Raw genomic sequence first — 14,716 nt, forward strand, 5'->3', positions numbered from 1 at the left:
CGCACGAAACGTCATCATGATTTTATTCAAGATGACGTTTCGTGTTTATTGACGAATTTCAGTGTCGGGCTGTATTTCCGCTTTTTTATCCGGGGTTACAATTGGAGGTGGAAATTTTATGACATCTTTCTTTATAGATCCGGATGGTTTTCTAACTGGTTTCTTATCGGGTCTTACGATTGGAGGAGGAAACTTGATCAGATCTGCTTTTTTTGGCGGTGCCGGTGGTGGTGGCGGACTTGCCTGGGCAGGAGGGGCAGGTGGAGCTGGTGGTACTGCTTTGTTTTTAGTAGTTTTCTTTGCTTTGGCCTTAACAGGTTCCTGTTTTGCTGAAAAGGGGATCGGGTTTATAATTTCTGTTGAACCCATATTGCTGACTACCTTTTCCGGGTATAAATCTACCAGACTATAGTCTTTAGTGAAAGCCATGGTGGATGTACCCAACATTACGGCTGCAATTGGCAATGCGAACAGGATTTTGAGCCTTGCTCTTCCTGTTGATTTCTCTTTGTTTAACATGTTGATTCTTTGTTTTAGTATGGATTGATTAAAGATGTGATTACTCAAAGGGTTGGTTTCCATTCCAAAAGAATTCTTAATCAGAAATAAAGCGTAATCATATTTTCCGATTTCTTTTAAAGTGGTCTGTTCATCTGCAAGGTATTCATGTATGAGTTTGATGTCTTTTTTGAGGAAATAAGTGATGGGATTAAACCAGCTCAGGATCTGAACGATTTCGAAGAAAATAATATCCAGGCTATGTCGTTGGCGGATGTGTACCAATTCGTGTTTCAAAATGGTTTCTTTTCCTTCAATATCTGATTGGATGAACAATAAATTGAAAAAGGAAAATGCTGCATTATGCTGGTTTAAGTTGACATAAGTGACCTTGTCTATGGTATAGCGATCGGCTACTTTGGAAAGCGAAAAAATACGGTATAGGTCTCTCAGGAGCTTTGCGCTGAAGGCGATGATCACCGCGGAATATAGTAGGAGGATGGCTAGATTCAGGATGGAGAGCGGGGCTTCAGTATTGCTGGTTTGAACTAAAACAGCCATTGCCTGCTGCTCAACTGTGGTTTCAAAAAGCTGATTTAGATAGCCGATTTGTAACAGCGGCAGACTGAATGCAGCTAAGGTGCTGAGGATCAGAAAAAACCTGTTAATCGTATAAAAGGTTTCTTGATGCAACAGTAAACGGTAACAACCGTAAAAAATGGCCAGGTATAAGTTAGCCTCCAGGAGATAATAGAACCAGTTCATCATTTCTTGTTTTTAAGTTTTTCTGCCATTTGTATTAATTCGTCCAATGCCTCCATATCCATATTTTTCTCTTTTACCAGAAAAGAGACAAGACTTTCATAGGAGTTTTCAAAGTAATTGTTCATTACTTTATCAAATGCGAAGTGTTTGTACTGGGCTTCTGTGATCAACGGAAAATAGATATGTGTATTGCCAACTGCTTTATGGTCAATAAAACCTTTGCCTTCTAATACCCTGATCACAGTAGAAACCGTATTGTAGGCTGGTTTAGGCGCATCCATTTTTTCAATCACCTCTTTAGTTAAGCCTTCTTTTATTTCCCATAAAATCAACATCACTTGTTCTTCTGCCTTGGTAAGTTCTCTCATTTTATTACTTGATTACAATCGTTAAATAAAGATACTACTATTTTCATAGTTAAGAAACTATTTAAGTAGTTTGGCAACTATTTGTGTAGTTTTACTTCGTAAACGACTGTAATACAGGTGTTTAATTTTGTAAATTAAATCGGGTTTGTTGAGTTGATGGCTTTGTAAGGTGCTTTTGCATAGCGTTTTATCCGATAGGATGAGCACTTAATGGCCTGGTTGGGCCATTTTAAGCAGTATTTGTTCAGAGAATCGAATTTTTGAGCTGGAAAGTTTAGCGGGATGGGAAGATTAATGTAAACGTACTACCTTCTTTTACTTTTGAGCTGACCAGGATCTCAATATCATGGTATAGTGCAATACTTTTAACGATAGAAAGGCCAAGGCCATAACCTACATTCTCAGCAAGGTTTGCTTTTCTAAAGCGGTCAAAGATGAAATCGAGATCTTCTTCAGCAATGCCAATTCCGGTATCCTGAATCGTGATGGAGTACTTGTTTTGAGGAGTAAAACCGTCAGTAATCCGGATACTTCCCTGATGTACATTGTATTTAATGGCGTTGTTGATCAGGTTGTAGAACAGTTGGAATAGTAAATCCTGATTCACATTGGTCAATAGCTGATCTACTTTCAGTTCTATTTTGAGTTCAATTTCCTGATCCAGGAGGCGGTGGTTGATTTCTTCCATCACTTCATTGATGAGCACAGCAGGTTTTACGCTGGCAGATTTTACGAACTGCTGATTTTCAATTCTGGAGATCAGGAGCAGGGAGTTGGAGATTTTCTTGAGGCGGCTCAATGTTTTCATCATTTCGATGATTTTGAGGACTACAGGTTCCGGAAGATTTTCATCTCCCAACAGGTTTTCCATCTTATTTTGAAGGATACTGATTGGGGTCATCAATTCATGAGAGGCATTGGCTGTAAATTCTCTTTCTTTTTCAAAGGCTTCATTGATTTGATCCATCAAAAGAATCAGCGATTCATCCAGGTACTTAAAATCTTGTGTGGTAGTGGGAACCGGAGGGGAATGGTCTTTAAAGGGGAATTTTCTATTGATCAGTTTACTTTTAATGATTTTTCCCAAAGGTCTGATGAGTATCCGGGTAAAGATCAGGTCGATCAGCAAGGTGAGCGCAATGAGGCCCATTAGCACATATAAAGCAGTTTTCTGTAAAGTTTTATTGTATTGATTGATACTGGAAATACTTTTCCCAATTTCCAGCAGGTAGTTTTTCTGGTCGTATTTAAAGGTATGGATAAGAATTCTGTAGGTTAGCGTATCCCGTTCTACGATACGTTGAGCTGTTTTTATAGTGTCAATGTACCTGTTTTGGGCAGCGGGTTCCAGGGCAATGTATTCTTCCTTAAGCATGGTATAACTACCATAGCTGTCATCTCCTTGCAGGTAATGTTGGATGCCGTTTTTTTGCACCACATTAATGACCTTGTCTTGTTGACTTCTAAGCGAGTAATTGGTGTATTCTGATACGATCCGGTTGACCAGATAGGGCAGTGAAAAGACGAATAAGAGGACAACGGCCAGTTTGGAACTGGTGATGAACAGGATAAGCTTGGATGATAATTTCATTTATTTTCTGATTCTATAACCTACGCCACGTACGGTTTCGATGAAATCGGCCGGTGCCCAGGCATTCAATTTCTTTCTGATGTTTTTAATGTGTGCATCGATATAGTTGGAATCATAATCATCGTCTGCAAATGTCCCCCAGATGTGCTCACTGAGCTGCATTCTGGTCAGCACACGGTTATTGTGGAGGAAGAGATAACTTAGTAAGTCAAATTCTTTTCTCGATAATTCGATCTGATTTTCCTGGAACAGGAGGAGTCTCTTTTGAAGGTCTACCTGAAAATCGCCCAAGGGCAATAATTCCTCTTTGACATTGAACTTACGGCGGGCAATGGCTTGCATCCGGGATTGTAGCTCTAATAAAGAGAAGGGTTTGGGTAAATAATCATCTGCACCGAGATCTAGTCCGGCAATACGATCTTCCAGATTCCCTCTGGCAGTCAGGATGATGTATGCGGCATCGGGGTTGTGTTTTTTTGCTTTAGGCAATAAGGTCAGACCGTCGCCATCAGGAAGTCCGAGATCCAGCAGGATAAAATCGTAGCTGTTACTTTCCATCTTCTCCAGACCATCTTGAATGGTATGGGCCAGGTCACAAATATAGAAGGCCTTTTTCAGGAAGTCTTCCATTTCATAGGCCAGCGTTTTTTCATCTTCTACAATCAGGACTTTCATGTGGGTGTTTTAGTCTTTTCTTCTTCTGTCGTCCCTTGACGGTCGTTCTCTTTTCTCAGATTCTCTTTTACCTGGTTTTACTTCTCCCGGTTTTTCCTGTCTTCTGGATTGAGGAACTTCTTTGACATCTGGTTTTTTCCGTTCCTTGCCTCGTTCCTGTCTTTTTCCACGGTTATCCTGATCAAAGTTCTCCTTTGAACTGATGGTATTCTCTTTGAGAAACAGGGGTATAGCGGTTTTGTCGCTGGCTAAAGAGCCAAAGGGAAGTCCCAGGAAAAGTAGGGCTGCGGTATATGAACGTATGGATTTATTAGTGCTCATGATGTAAATATATGGAAAGTTTGCCTCTTGCGAGGCAAACCGGCCCCCCTCATTAAAACATTGTGTGTGTGTTTTATTATCTGCGCCACTTGTATTGAATGACACGAAGATGCGGTGCGAACATGAAATTAAGATGAAAAAGTAAATTAATTAAATAATTTCAAAAATTCATGTTCATTTCATGTTCGCTATAGACATTTGAATCAACAAACACACAAATGAAACATTAAACATAGGGTTATGAAAAAGTTAATAGTATTAGGGCTACTTGGTGTAATTGGATGGATGCCCTTTAAGGCTTCGGCACAAATCAGTGTCAGTTTGAATATTGGTTCTCAACCGTTATGGGGACCTGTTGGTTATGACCATGTAGATAATTATTATTTACCGGATATAGAATCTTATTATGATGTTCCGAGACGTCAGTTCATCTATATGGACGGTGGAAGATGGATATATTCTTCTTCTTTACCATCAAGATATAGAGGTTATGACCTATATAGTGGATATAAGGTGGTGATCAATTCAAGAAACCCTTACCATAATTTCAACCATCACCGCATAAGTTACGGCCGATATAGAAACAACAGGAGTCAGCAGATGATCAGACATAGCCATGATTCGAGGTATTATGTGGTCAAAGGACATCCTTATTATGGCAGAGGCGACAGACGTGTTTTCAGAGATAACGATAGAGGGCACAATAATTGGAAAGAGAATAAGAGATATGACCGTGGCAATGATCATCGTTATGAGAAAAGAGACAATGGCCATGGAAACAGATATGAAGGTGGCCGTTCCGGACGTGGTGGTGATAACAAGCATGACCGCGGTGGTGACAGAGGAAACAGAAGAGGTAGAGATTAATCATTTGATGATAAAACAGAATTAATATGAAAAAGTTAATCATAATGAGCTTGCTTGGAGTAATGGGGATTTTACCTTTCCGTGCAGCTGCGCAGATCAGTTTAAATATAAATATAGGATCACAGCCGTTATGGGGACCTGTAGGTTACGACCATGTAGAATACTATTATTTACCGGATGTGGAGAGTTATTACTACGTTCCTAAACAACAGTTTATTTACCAGGATAGAGGAAAGTGGATCTTTTCGAGGACGCTGCCTTCAAGGTATAGAAATTATGACCTGTATAACGGTTATAAGGTGGTGGTAAATTCCAGAGATCCTTACCGCAATTTTGACAATGACCGTCGCCAATATGCGAGGTACAAAAATGTGCGCACGCAACAGGTGATCAGGAATAGTAATGATAAAAGGTACTATGTCGTAAAAGGTCATCCCCATGGAATGCCTCCGGGACAGGCAAAGAAGTATTCTACGAGGGTAACAAGGCCACAAGCGAGAGATAGCCGCGGAACGGAAAGAATTGGCCGTACGGAGGAAAGGGCTGGTCGTGGAAATGATCAGGGTAATCGCGGAAACGACCAGGGGAAAAGAGGAAATGAGCGTGAAAAGCGCGGGAACTAGTTCCTGTGGTTAAACATACACACAAATTAATAAAGATTAAAGGATCCAGGGGTGGATCCAAATGCAACGGGCCCTCCATTTTGATGGAAGGGCCCGTTTTTTTGAGCTGCTTATTTTTATTAGTTGCTGATCAGTTTTGTAGCCGCTTTCTGATCTAAATCGATTGGCTTAACCATTCCAATGCTTAGGATGGTGTAAATGCTTCCAGCTTTAAATTCTGCGTCTACCAATTCTGAGATGACTAATCCTGTTGCTTTGTCTTTGATCTGAATGGTTTGTTTTTTAGCTTCAGCTTCCGTAAAATCACTGTAGGTTTTGTAAGCTTTATCGCCAATCAGGGTTGCACCATCTTTGACCACCAGGTCTAACAGTCCAGCATCAGGGGAAAGGTTAATGAAACGGATTGCTGCTTTATCCGTTGGCATTTTTGTAAGTACATCGTTGATCACCAAATAATCCAGTTGTTCTGTTTTTCCAACCAGGAAAAGAGAGTAAGCTTTATTGTTTTCCATGGTTATTTTCTTGGTGATCAGGCTTTCTGAGCTACTTGCAGTAGTAAATTTAATTGCGCTTTCGCCAATGTTTACCCTTAAATAACCCAATGCGCCACCAAATGGGATCGCTGCCTGGTTCATCAGTCCGTTGTTGATGTAGGCATTGAAAGTGGCTGGAGTTGGTGAGGTGTTCACTACCATTAAAGAGGCTGCTTCCGGAACTGGTACTTCTTTAGTAGAACAAGCGGATAAAAATACGGTGCTTGCTGTTAGTAAGGCGCCGGTCATTAGCTTATTTAAGTTTCCGGTAATTTTAATTGTAGAAAGGTTCATGTGAATTGGTTTTAGAATGTTACTCGCTATAACGAGCTGACCTGGTAAAACGCTACAGTAGCTTCGTATTATAGGAATTGGGAATGAAATTTGTATGCCTTGCGCTATGAGAGTTATTTTAGGTTCGGACCATGCCGGGTTCCCGTATAAAACGATGTTAGCTGCAACCTTACAAGATGCAGGCTATGAGGTGCTTGATCTTGGTACGCATACTGTAACGCCAAGCGACTACCCTGATCATGCTGCTGTGGTAGCAGAAGCGATAATCAATAATGAAGGGGAGCGGGGGATTCTGATTTGTGGAAGTGCAGTTGGGGTGAGTATTGCGGCCAATAAATTTAAAGGCATTCGTGCCGGGGTATGTCATGATACTTATTCTGCACACCAGTCCGTGGAGCATGATGATGTGAATATCTTGTGTTTGGGAGCGCGGGTAATTGGTTTGGAACTGGCAAAAGACATTGTCTTTACTTTTTTAAGGGCCGAATTTTCGGGAGAAGAACGTCATGTGAAGCGTTTGGATAAGATTGCGGCAATAGAGGCGCAATGGGGCTTGAAATAGGCCTTAGTTATTGTTGATAACTATGTGTAAAACCTGTTGGTAATACGTTGATAACCTGTGGATTTAGTGTTAAAAATAATCTGTAAATATCTTTGCATTAGTTATTTATACTTCGTAAATTAGATATGTCAAAACAGAAGTTCTTTAGCCGTTTGAAAGAAAGACTTCAAAAAGAATATGTGCCGAAGGGCAAAAGATTCTGAAGATTTCAAAGGATTAGTAAAAGATCAGACTCCATGGAAACAGTGGGAATGATGCTTAAAATACCTGCACTGCTAAGCGAAGGTATATTCACTGAATTCGGGACAAACATTTAAAACTATCCATTATTCTACGGAAAAAATGTGAAAAGTAAATTTCAGAGGGATCGAAGTTGAAATATACTAAGAGGACCAAAGGAGGTTAAATGACAGAAAACTTGATACATTCTCAATGCTACGGCAAAGAAAATGTGAAAACGGAGAACCAAATCGCTAGAAGAGGGACTCCGTTTTCTATTTGTACGGTTATCGGGTAGCTCCAGACTCAGGAGCGGTTAATAGCGTATAATTGGTCCCCGTCAATCGTAGTCTGGATATGATCTGAGGATTCGAATCGATATTTATTGTTGGGCAATGATTCGATAAATCTCCCTTTGAGTCTTTTTGCACGTGGAAAAATTAGTTCTACGGCTTTGTCATTTGGTAAACCCTTCTGATCCGGGTCTACGATTGCCATAATTAATGCAGGTGTTAAGCCCATAAATTCAAGCCTGCGTTCATAATTATTAACATAAATTTCTTTAGCTTCTTTGCTTAAGAAGGAGCGGCTAATTAGATCTCTTACCTTATCCCGGGAGGATAACATTTGGGTTAAAATACGTTCGGCCCTTTGTTTTGGAATACCAAGTCGTTTTGCAAGCTCCGAGAATGCGTGCTGTCCGTAAACACCATATATAGCATAAAATTCGCTGTCGGTATAATTATCATAGAGATCCAGAGCCGTTTGGCCTTCGTCCGGGGTGTGAATAGCCGTAGACATCAGGTCGTAAGCTTTAGATAAAGCATAATCTTTCATGTCTGTTTGTACCAGGGAGAAATTTTTGAGATGGGCATCTCCATTGGAAAAAATATAATTGAATACAAGAATCTTAAAAAAGTTTTCTAATGAAGGTAATGCCGCCGCCGCATATTTTCTGATTAATTTCCCTACTTCTTCATAAGTGCCGTCATATTTAAAATCTTCCCCCCGGGATTGTTTAGTTTTGCCACTCAGCTGTGCCATGTCTTCCTGTTGGTATTTAGTTCCATCGGCTTTTACATCGAATCTCCTCGTGATGTAAGCAGGGGTTCCATCCTGAAAATATATCAATGCATTTTCGGCAGTAGCTATTCCGAATATTTGCGAGGCGATTTGCATGGTCAGGTGTTCGTTCTCAGGTGCCTGATCGTTTTTTTCTATTTCTACGGTTGGGGGAATTGGTTTTAAGATGAACTGACCATCACGCTCGCTCAGTTTCAATTGCTTGTTTTCTATCCTTAAGGAATATTTTAACTGCACCCCGGAAATGGAAAGCTTTTTGGTTTTGCTCTGAAATTCTTTTAGGTTTTTATCTTTGGGCGTTTCAAATGGCAGAATTGTAGGGATATTCTGGCCATTAAATAACTTCTTACGGCAAGAAAGGCAATAGCCCTTCTTAACTTCTTTATAACATCCCGGACATATCATCATATTTCTTTTACTGTTATTGCGCCTATGGTATCTTCTCCAGCCGTTTTGATCAATCTGCTGAAATCATCATTTTCATCAATCTTTAATAGTCTGCATTGAATATTTTTATTTATTCCTTCAGTTAGTAAACCCGCAAAGAAAGAGAACAAATGACTGCTGGTAAATTCCTGTTGTGTTTTGGGTAAGGTAAGACTGATAGCTGAGGCAGTGGGGTCCGCAAAATAGGCGTCATCATATCTGAATAGGTATTCCTGTGCGCTGCGCTTTTCTATATAGCCTGCGAGGATTTGGTTGCAATATACTGCTCCTCTTTGCATTAGTTAGTGTTTTTAATCTGAACAATAAATTCTAATCCCAGTATCTGGAACAATCTTTCTAAAGTTTGGTAAGATGGATTTCCAACACCCTTCTCAATCTGATGAATGGTACTCATGCCAACTCCACTCATTTGTGATAGATCTTCCTGCGTTAAGCGCAGAAGTGACCGCCTGTTTTTGATCAGTTCGCCTATTTTTAAATGCATAATCAGTATTATATTACAGATTTGATAACAAATATACTGAATAACTCCTGTAATTCATTAGAATCTGTACTATAGTAATGATTGAGGTGATTTTATAGATGGTAGCTCCGCTTTTAATCAGAAATCATTACTATAGTACAGATTTCAGGTAGAAAATCTGATCCGATAAACCCGGTTTTCAATCACGCTTAAGGAGTATTAATACCTTTTAGCAGCCTTATTATTAACTAAAAGATTTCTTAACGTTAAGGGAATATGGCTGAGGTAGCTTTGGAAAAATTACCAGGGGGACCATCAAATGCTATCAGAGACTGAATTGCTTTCGCGGCTAGGGCGCGGGGAACATAAAGCAATGGAGGATATTTACCTGCGCTATTGGGAGGATGTTTTGGATGCTGCTTATAAACGCCTGCGTGATGAAGAAATTGCTCAGGACATTTGTCAGGATATTTTCATCTCCCTATGGGAAAACCGGGAAAGCGTTCAGGTGAATGGGGCGTTACAGGCCTATTTTCTTGGTGCGGTGAAATACCGGGTGATCAATTACTTTCGTTCTTCTCAAATTAAAGAAAAGCACAAGGAGGACTTGCGTCTTTTGATTGGTACTGAAGTTGAGTTGTCGGCAGCTCAGGGTTTGATGCTTAAAGAGCTTCATCAGGAAGTGGAAGAGGCGATTCAGGAGTTGCCGGAAAAAATGAGGGTGATCTTCTCGATGAGCAGGCAGGAGGAAAAATCGATCAGAGAAATTTCAGAAGAACTGAACCTTTCCGCTCAAACGGTAAAAAATCAAATCTCCTCAGCATTAAAAGTAATGAAGAAAAGACTGTCTTACCTGTCTGCCTTAATCATTCTCCTCTTGTTCATCTAATCTTAACCTAAGCATAACAATCCTGGTTAGTACCTTCTTTCTTTTCATTTGACATAGGTGTAGATGACAAAGGAAGAACAAGCGCAATTGCTGCTCAGTAAATATTTAAAGGGGGAAGCTAGTCCGGAAGAAAAGGAACAGGTCGCCCAATGGTACCAATCTTATGAGGCTCAAAACACCTTAGGAAAAGGTAGAAAATCAGAAATTGCCGCTGGCATACTCGGGAATCTTCAGCGGGAAATGGAGGGTAAAGGGCAAGCTAAACTTGCTCGTCTATTTACTTTATGTCCTTTGGCTAAGGTTGCTGCGGCAGTACTTTTTGTGCTGGCAGGTGCTATTGGTTACCGGTCGGTTTATAAAACTCCCTCGGTTAAAACACAGTTTTTTACCATCAATACGACTGCTACAGAAAAGAAAACCGTTGTTTTCAGCGATGGCTCAAAGGTGATCATGGCACCGCTCGCGCAGCTGGTGTACCCTTTGAAATTTAAGCGTAGCGACAGAACGATTTCGTTGACTGAAGGGGAGGCCTTTTTCCAGATCGCTCCGGAGAAAAACCGGCCTTTTATCGTGAAAACAAGCAATGATCTTTATACAAAAGTTCTGGGAACTTCCTTTCGGATTAAATCTTATAAACAGCAACATGATATTTCTATTCAGGTAGCCACCGGAAAGGTAGCTGTTGGAAATACACATCAGGTTTTTGGTACGCTGGTTAAGGGACAGGAAATCTCTTTTGATAAAGTAAACCAACGGGCAATAATCAGGCAGATTCCTGTTAAAACATTCGTCGATATTAAGTTTGAAGGTATCCCTTTGGGAGAATTAGTTAAGAAGCTGGAATATGCTTATAACATTCGTATCTTCCTGAGTAGTTCGGAGTTAGCGGGATTAAAATGCACTGGAATCTTTAATACCAGGCAAAGCCCTGAGGAAATTCTGGAGATCATTTCCGCGCTCCATCGATTGAAATTCGATACTACGGAAAATCATAAAACTTATAATCTGTATAGAAAATGAAGAGATAACGCGGCTCAATAGACCGGCGCTGATCAGATTAGGGCCCCTAAATGCTAAAACCGGATTCCTAACCAGAATGACAAAACCGGAACAATTAAACCAGGAACCAATATTATGAAACAACGAAAAATATGAAAAAAAAACTGTTAAAGAGGTCGCTGACGCTTTTCAAAGTCATGAAATATTCCGTGTTAATTTGCTTTATCCTCTCCACTTTTTGTGGGGCATTATTTGCTTCTTCCAGCATGGCGCAGGTATTAGAGAAAAGCAGGGTGACGATTAAGGTAGGCCCGAATCGGGCTACAACCGCGATGCTTAAAGAAATAGAAGCAGGTACCGGACTTCATTTTGTCTATGATCCGGATGCTTTACGCGATCATCAAATTAAAGAAAGCAAGTCTTTAAAAAATGAACCTGTTAGGTCATTGCTTAGCCTAATGGGTTTTAGTTACCAGGAAAGGGCTGGTCAGGTTATCCTGAGAAAAATCCCTGTTCCGCCTGCAAAACCAGATGTTAAAGTGACGGGAAAGGTGACTGATTCTTTAGGTCTGGCGATGCCAGGGGTATCAGTTAAGGTTTTAGGGACGGATAAAGGCACCACAACGGATGCGAATGGTAGATACCTGATTGTTGTTGGAGAAAATGCAAGCTTATCTTTTTCTATGGTAGGCTATCGCAGCAAAACATTGAAAGTTGCTGGTCAGCAGGAACTGAATGTGGTGTTAACGGAAGATAAATCGCAGTTGTCTGAGGTCGTGGTAGTGGGTTATGGTACGCAAAAGAAGGCCACGCTTTCTGGTGCGGTCAGTGCAGTTTCTTTAGATAAAGTATCCTCAAGATCAATGAATAATATCGGAGAAGTATTGGCGGGGAAAGCGCCGGGTGTAATCGTGACCAATGAAGGTGGCGACCCGACCGCTAGCCCCCGGGTGAACATTCGTGGTTCTGGTGGCATCAACGGGGAAAGCGTACTCTATGTAGTAGACGGTTCTATTTTCCCGGGAACACCGGTGCTTAACCCAAATGACATTGAGTCGATTTCTGTACTTAAAGATGGTGCTGCGGCGATTTATGGTGCCAGAGCATCCGGGGGCGTGGTTTTAATCACCACTAAAAAAGGAAAAACCGGCAAGATGGAAGTCAGCATTGATGCAAAGGCAGGTGCTCAAAGTGCCTGGAGAAAGTTAAGTCCATTAAATGCTGAACAAAGAGCTATGGTGGCAGAAACGGCGGCAAAAAATGGTAAAACGACTTTGCTTCCTGCTTTTGATACTTCGAAATATCCGGAAGGAAGAATTACCCGTACGAATTGGATGGATGAGGTTTTCAGAACCGGAAAAACTCAGGATTATAACCTTGGGGTGTCTGGTGGAACTGAAAAATCAACCATGTATTTAAGTTTCAATTATCGTAAAGCAGAAGGTATTGTATTGAATACTGAGGTAGAACGTTATAATTTCAGGATTAATTCTGATCATAAATTGACACCCTGGTTGAAAATCGGAGAAAATCTTTCTTTTAGCAGCACAAATGGTCAGGGCGCAAATACGAGCAGTGATTATACCGGTGCGCTGTTATCTGCGATTTATTTTCCGGCTAATGGAACACCCTATAACCCAGACGGCAGTTTCGCAGGTTTACCCGGTGGTGCTTATGCCGGCGATTATGGTGACATCGTGAATCCTGTTGCGGAATTGAAACGGATAGACATCAACAGACCGCAAAATGTATTGCTGATCAATCCTTACGTGATTGTAGACCTTGCAAAGGGCTTAACTTTCAGGTCTAATTTTAGCTTAACCAAGGAGTTTAACAATCGGAAAATCTTTACACCTAAACGTCCGGAAGTTGGAAAACCATTGCTGATCAATTCACTGGAAGAGGGTTCTGCCAGAAAAAACGACTTGCTTGCAGAACAGGTTTTTAACTATAAAACGGCATTCGGTAGTCACCAGTTAGATTTTACAGGAGGTTTTTCTTTCCAGAAAACAAGATATGATGAGTTTTATGTCGTAGGAAAAGGTTTTGACGATGAGGCGCCTTCCAGAAGATATCTGGTTAATGCGTCGGTGTTTGAGCCGGCAGTGAGTGGGATGCAGAAAACAGCCCTTTCTTCTTTGTTTTTGAGGGCAAATTACAACTATCAGGAAAAATACCTGCTGTCTTTAATTGGTCGTCGCGACGGAACTTCGATGGTACCAAAAGCAGAGAATAAATATGCAGATTATTACTCGGTATCCGCAGGATGGGTATTGACGAAGGAACGTTTCTTATCGGAAAGCAGCTGGTTAAATGAACTGAAATTGAGAGGTAGTTATGGGGTTCTCGGTAACCTGGGGAGCTTATTGCCTACGGATGTGAGCCCTTTACTGAGCAGAACGTTGTCGTATTTTGGACAGACACCAGCGCTTGGGAATGGTTATGTATCTACCGTGTTGGAAAATCCAGACCTGACCTGGGCAGAATCTAAGCAGACCAATTTTGGCTTAGACCTTGGCGTGATGAACAACAGGCTGACTTTAACCGCAGACTATTTTATCAAAAATACTGATAAAATGATTTTCACGAAACAGCTTCCGGGTACTTCGGGCTTAAATACACAAACGATAAATGCGGGTTTGATCAGGGATAAGGGGATTGAACTGGGCATCAATTATAACAGTGACAGGAGCAGAGAATTTAACTATTCTATTGGTGCAACCTTAACCAAAGTGGATAATAAAGTGATAAAACTGGCTCCGGGTTTAGAAAGTTTCCCGGTGGATAAGAATTTTAGAAATGAGCTGGCCCCTTTATTCATCAAAGAAGGACAGCCTTTGTATAGTTATTATGTGTTGAAAACTCAGGGGATTTTCCAGTCTCAGGCCGAGGTGGATAGTTATACCAATGCTAAAGGGGAGAAGATTCAGCCGAAGGCAAAACCAGGCGATTTTAAGTTTGCAGATTTAGATCATAGTGGTTCTATTGATGCCGGCGACCGTTATTTTGCCGGTAGTGCTTATCCTGATTTTACTTATGGCTTGAGCTTTAATGCCGGTTATAAAAATTTCGACCTGAATATCTTTGCGCAAGGTGTTTATGGAAATAAGTTGTTTAATGCCGTGAAGAGGACAACTTACAGTGCAAGTGGGCCTTCTTACAATAAATTAACGGGTATTCTGGATGCCTGGTCGCCGGAAAATCCCGGAGGAAAAGTTCCGGTAATTTCTACTTCTGATGACAATGGAAACTTTAATGCTTCTGATTTTTACATTGAAAATGGTTCTTATTTACGAATCCGCAATGTAACACTGGGTTATACGCTTCCTAAATCAATCACTAGTAAGCTAAAAACAGGTACTATCCGTGTTTATGGTACGGCAAACAACTTGTTTACCATTACCAATTACTCTGGTTTTGATCCGGAAATAGGGATGGACAACTACGGTATGGATGTAGGCAGGTATCCTCAGGCAAGAAGCTTCCTCTTAGGTCTTAGTGTGAATTTATAGTTTTAAA

Annotated in this window: 15 protein-coding genes; 6 read left to right on the top strand and 9 right to left on the bottom strand. The window is 40.8% G+C overall.

Going from position 1 to position 14,716, the window contains the following annotated elements; genetic code table 11:
- Positions 1-45: 45 nt before the first annotated feature.
- From R2Q66_RS19875 to R2Q66_RS19895, 5 genes are all read right to left on the bottom strand, one after another.
- The gene (locus R2Q66_RS19875; protein ID WP_316752380.1) at positions 46-1,266 is read right to left on the bottom strand and encodes a M56 family metallopeptidase; all 1,221 of its coding nucleotides are present in this window, start codon (positions 1,264-1,266) and stop codon (positions 46-48) included.
- Positions 1,263-1,631 (bottom strand): BlaI/MecI/CopY family transcriptional regulator, encoded by a 369-nt coding sequence (locus R2Q66_RS19880; RefSeq protein WP_316752382.1) that lies wholly within the window; start codon positions 1,629-1,631, stop codon positions 1,263-1,265. Before R2Q66_RS19880 ends, R2Q66_RS19875 begins: the two co-directional genes overlap by 4 nt.
- Before the next feature lie 274 nt (positions 1,632-1,905).
- Entirely contained in the window at positions 1,906-3,222 is a 1,317-nt protein-coding gene (locus R2Q66_RS19885; RefSeq protein ID WP_316752383.1) for a HAMP domain-containing sensor histidine kinase, read from the bottom strand.
- Positions 3,223-3,897, bottom strand: coding sequence for a response regulator transcription factor (locus tag R2Q66_RS19890; protein ID WP_316752384.1), 675 nt, complete (start codon positions 3,895-3,897; stop codon positions 3,223-3,225).
- A gap of 9 nt (positions 3,898-3,906) precedes the next feature.
- Positions 3,907-4,218 carry a hypothetical protein gene (locus R2Q66_RS19895; RefSeq protein WP_316752385.1) on the bottom strand — a complete coding sequence of 104 codons (312 nt, stop codon included), beginning with the start codon at positions 4,216-4,218 and terminating at the stop codon, positions 3,907-3,909.
- A 240-nt stretch (positions 4,219-4,458) separates the two neighbouring features.
- Between R2Q66_RS19895 and R2Q66_RS19900 the strand changes: the two genes are divergently transcribed.
- A complete protein-coding gene (locus R2Q66_RS19900) occupies positions 4,459-5,085 on the top strand; it encodes a hypothetical protein (protein WP_316752386.1) in 627 nt (208 codons plus the stop codon).
- A 26-nt stretch (positions 5,086-5,111) separates the two neighbouring features.
- A complete protein-coding gene (locus tag R2Q66_RS19905) occupies positions 5,112-5,708 on the top strand; it encodes a hypothetical protein (protein ID WP_316752387.1) in 597 nt (198 codons plus the stop codon).
- A gap of 119 nt (positions 5,709-5,827) precedes the next feature.
- Here the strand turns inward: R2Q66_RS19905 and R2Q66_RS19910 are convergent, their stop codons facing one another.
- Positions 5,828-6,535 carry a DUF4397 domain-containing protein gene (locus tag R2Q66_RS19910; RefSeq protein WP_316752388.1) on the bottom strand — a complete coding sequence of 236 codons (708 nt, stop codon included), beginning with the start codon at positions 6,533-6,535 and terminating at the stop codon, positions 5,828-5,830.
- A gap of 106 nt (positions 6,536-6,641) precedes the next feature.
- On the opposite strand from R2Q66_RS19910, the gene rpiB reads away from it, so the two are divergent.
- Positions 6,642-7,097 carry a ribose 5-phosphate isomerase B gene (rpiB, locus tag R2Q66_RS19915; RefSeq protein WP_316752389.1) on the top strand — a complete coding sequence of 152 codons (456 nt, stop codon included), beginning with the start codon at positions 6,642-6,644 and terminating at the stop codon, positions 7,095-7,097.
- Positions 7,098-7,622: 525 nt separating this feature from the next.
- Here rpiB and R2Q66_RS19920 read toward each other — a convergent pair.
- The 3 genes from R2Q66_RS19920 to R2Q66_RS19930 are packed head-to-tail and all read right to left on the bottom strand — an operon-like array spanning position 7,623 to position 9,330.
- A complete protein-coding gene (locus R2Q66_RS19920) occupies positions 7,623-8,807 on the bottom strand; it encodes a HipA domain-containing protein (protein WP_316752396.1) in 1,185 nt (394 codons plus the stop codon).
- Complete coding sequence (locus R2Q66_RS19925; RefSeq protein ID WP_316752397.1) at positions 8,804-9,124, bottom strand: HipA N-terminal domain-containing protein; 321 nt, start codon at positions 9,122-9,124, stop codon at positions 8,804-8,806. Before R2Q66_RS19925 ends, R2Q66_RS19920 begins: the two co-directional genes overlap by 4 nt.
- A complete protein-coding gene (locus R2Q66_RS19930; RefSeq protein ID WP_316752398.1) occupies positions 9,124-9,330 on the bottom strand; it encodes a helix-turn-helix transcriptional regulator in 207 nt (68 codons plus the stop codon). The genes R2Q66_RS19925 and R2Q66_RS19930 overlap by 1 nt, the downstream gene beginning before the upstream one ends.
- Before the next feature lie 298 nt (positions 9,331-9,628).
- On the opposite strand from R2Q66_RS19930, the gene R2Q66_RS19935 reads away from it, so the two are divergent.
- The 3 genes from R2Q66_RS19935 (at position 9,629) to R2Q66_RS19945 (ending at position 14,709) form a co-directional block, all read left to right on the top strand.
- The gene (locus R2Q66_RS19935; protein ID WP_316752399.1) at positions 9,629-10,198 is read left to right on the top strand and encodes an RNA polymerase sigma-70 factor; all 570 of its coding nucleotides are present in this window, start codon (positions 9,629-9,631) and stop codon (positions 10,196-10,198) included.
- 63 nt (positions 10,199-10,261) lie between these two features.
- Positions 10,262-11,218 (top strand): FecR family protein, encoded by a 957-nt coding sequence (locus tag R2Q66_RS19940; protein ID WP_316752400.1) that lies wholly within the window; start codon positions 10,262-10,264, stop codon positions 11,216-11,218.
- Between the two features lie 131 nt (positions 11,219-11,349).
- Positions 11,350-14,709 (top strand): TonB-dependent receptor, encoded by a 3,360-nt coding sequence (locus R2Q66_RS19945; protein ID WP_316752401.1) that lies wholly within the window; start codon positions 11,350-11,352, stop codon positions 14,707-14,709.
- The last annotated feature ends 7 nt before the right edge of the window (positions 14,710-14,716 follow it).

Source organism: Pedobacter gandavensis, assembly GCF_032677645.1.
In the GTDB taxonomy this organism is placed as follows: domain Bacteria; phylum Bacteroidota; class Bacteroidia; order Sphingobacteriales; family Sphingobacteriaceae; genus Pedobacter; species Pedobacter gandavensis_A.

Coding starts and splice junctions, on each gene's coding strand:
- R2Q66_RS19875 (WP_316752380.1), bottom strand. CDS start 1,266: ATGATGAACTGGTTCTATTATCTCCTGGAGGCTAACTTATACCTGGCC.
- R2Q66_RS19880 (WP_316752382.1), bottom strand. CDS start 1,631: ATGAGAGAACTTACCAAGGCAGAAGAACAAGTGATGTTGATTTTATGG.
- R2Q66_RS19885 (WP_316752383.1), bottom strand. CDS start 3,222: ATGAAATTATCATCCAAGCTTATCCTGTTCATCACCAGTTCCAAACTG.
- R2Q66_RS19890 (WP_316752384.1), bottom strand. CDS start 3,897: ATGAAAGTCCTGATTGTAGAAGATGAAAAAACGCTGGCCTATGAAATG.
- R2Q66_RS19895 (WP_316752385.1), bottom strand. CDS start 4,218: ATGAGCACTAATAAATCCATACGTTCATATACCGCAGCCCTACTTTTC.
- R2Q66_RS19900 (WP_316752386.1), top strand. CDS start 4,459: ATGAAAAAGTTAATAGTATTAGGGCTACTTGGTGTAATTGGATGGATG.
- R2Q66_RS19905 (WP_316752387.1), top strand. CDS start 5,112: ATGAAAAAGTTAATCATAATGAGCTTGCTTGGAGTAATGGGGATTTTA.
- R2Q66_RS19910 (WP_316752388.1), bottom strand. CDS start 6,535: ATGAACCTTTCTACAATTAAAATTACCGGAAACTTAAATAAGCTAATG.
- rpiB (WP_316752389.1), top strand. CDS start 6,642: ATGAGAGTTATTTTAGGTTCGGACCATGCCGGGTTCCCGTATAAAACG.
- R2Q66_RS19920 (WP_316752396.1), bottom strand. CDS start 8,807: ATGATGATATGTCCGGGATGTTATAAAGAAGTTAAGAAGGGCTATTGC.
- R2Q66_RS19925 (WP_316752397.1), bottom strand. CDS start 9,124: ATGCAAAGAGGAGCAGTATATTGCAACCAAATCCTCGCAGGCTATATA.
- R2Q66_RS19930 (WP_316752398.1), bottom strand. CDS start 9,330: ATGCATTTAAAAATAGGCGAACTGATCAAAAACAGGCGGTCACTTCTG.
- R2Q66_RS19935 (WP_316752399.1), top strand. CDS start 9,629: ATGCTATCAGAGACTGAATTGCTTTCGCGGCTAGGGCGCGGGGAACAT.
- R2Q66_RS19940 (WP_316752400.1), top strand. CDS start 10,262: ATGACAAAGGAAGAACAAGCGCAATTGCTGCTCAGTAAATATTTAAAG.
- R2Q66_RS19945 (WP_316752401.1), top strand. CDS start 11,350: ATGAAAAAAAAACTGTTAAAGAGGTCGCTGACGCTTTTCAAAGTCATG.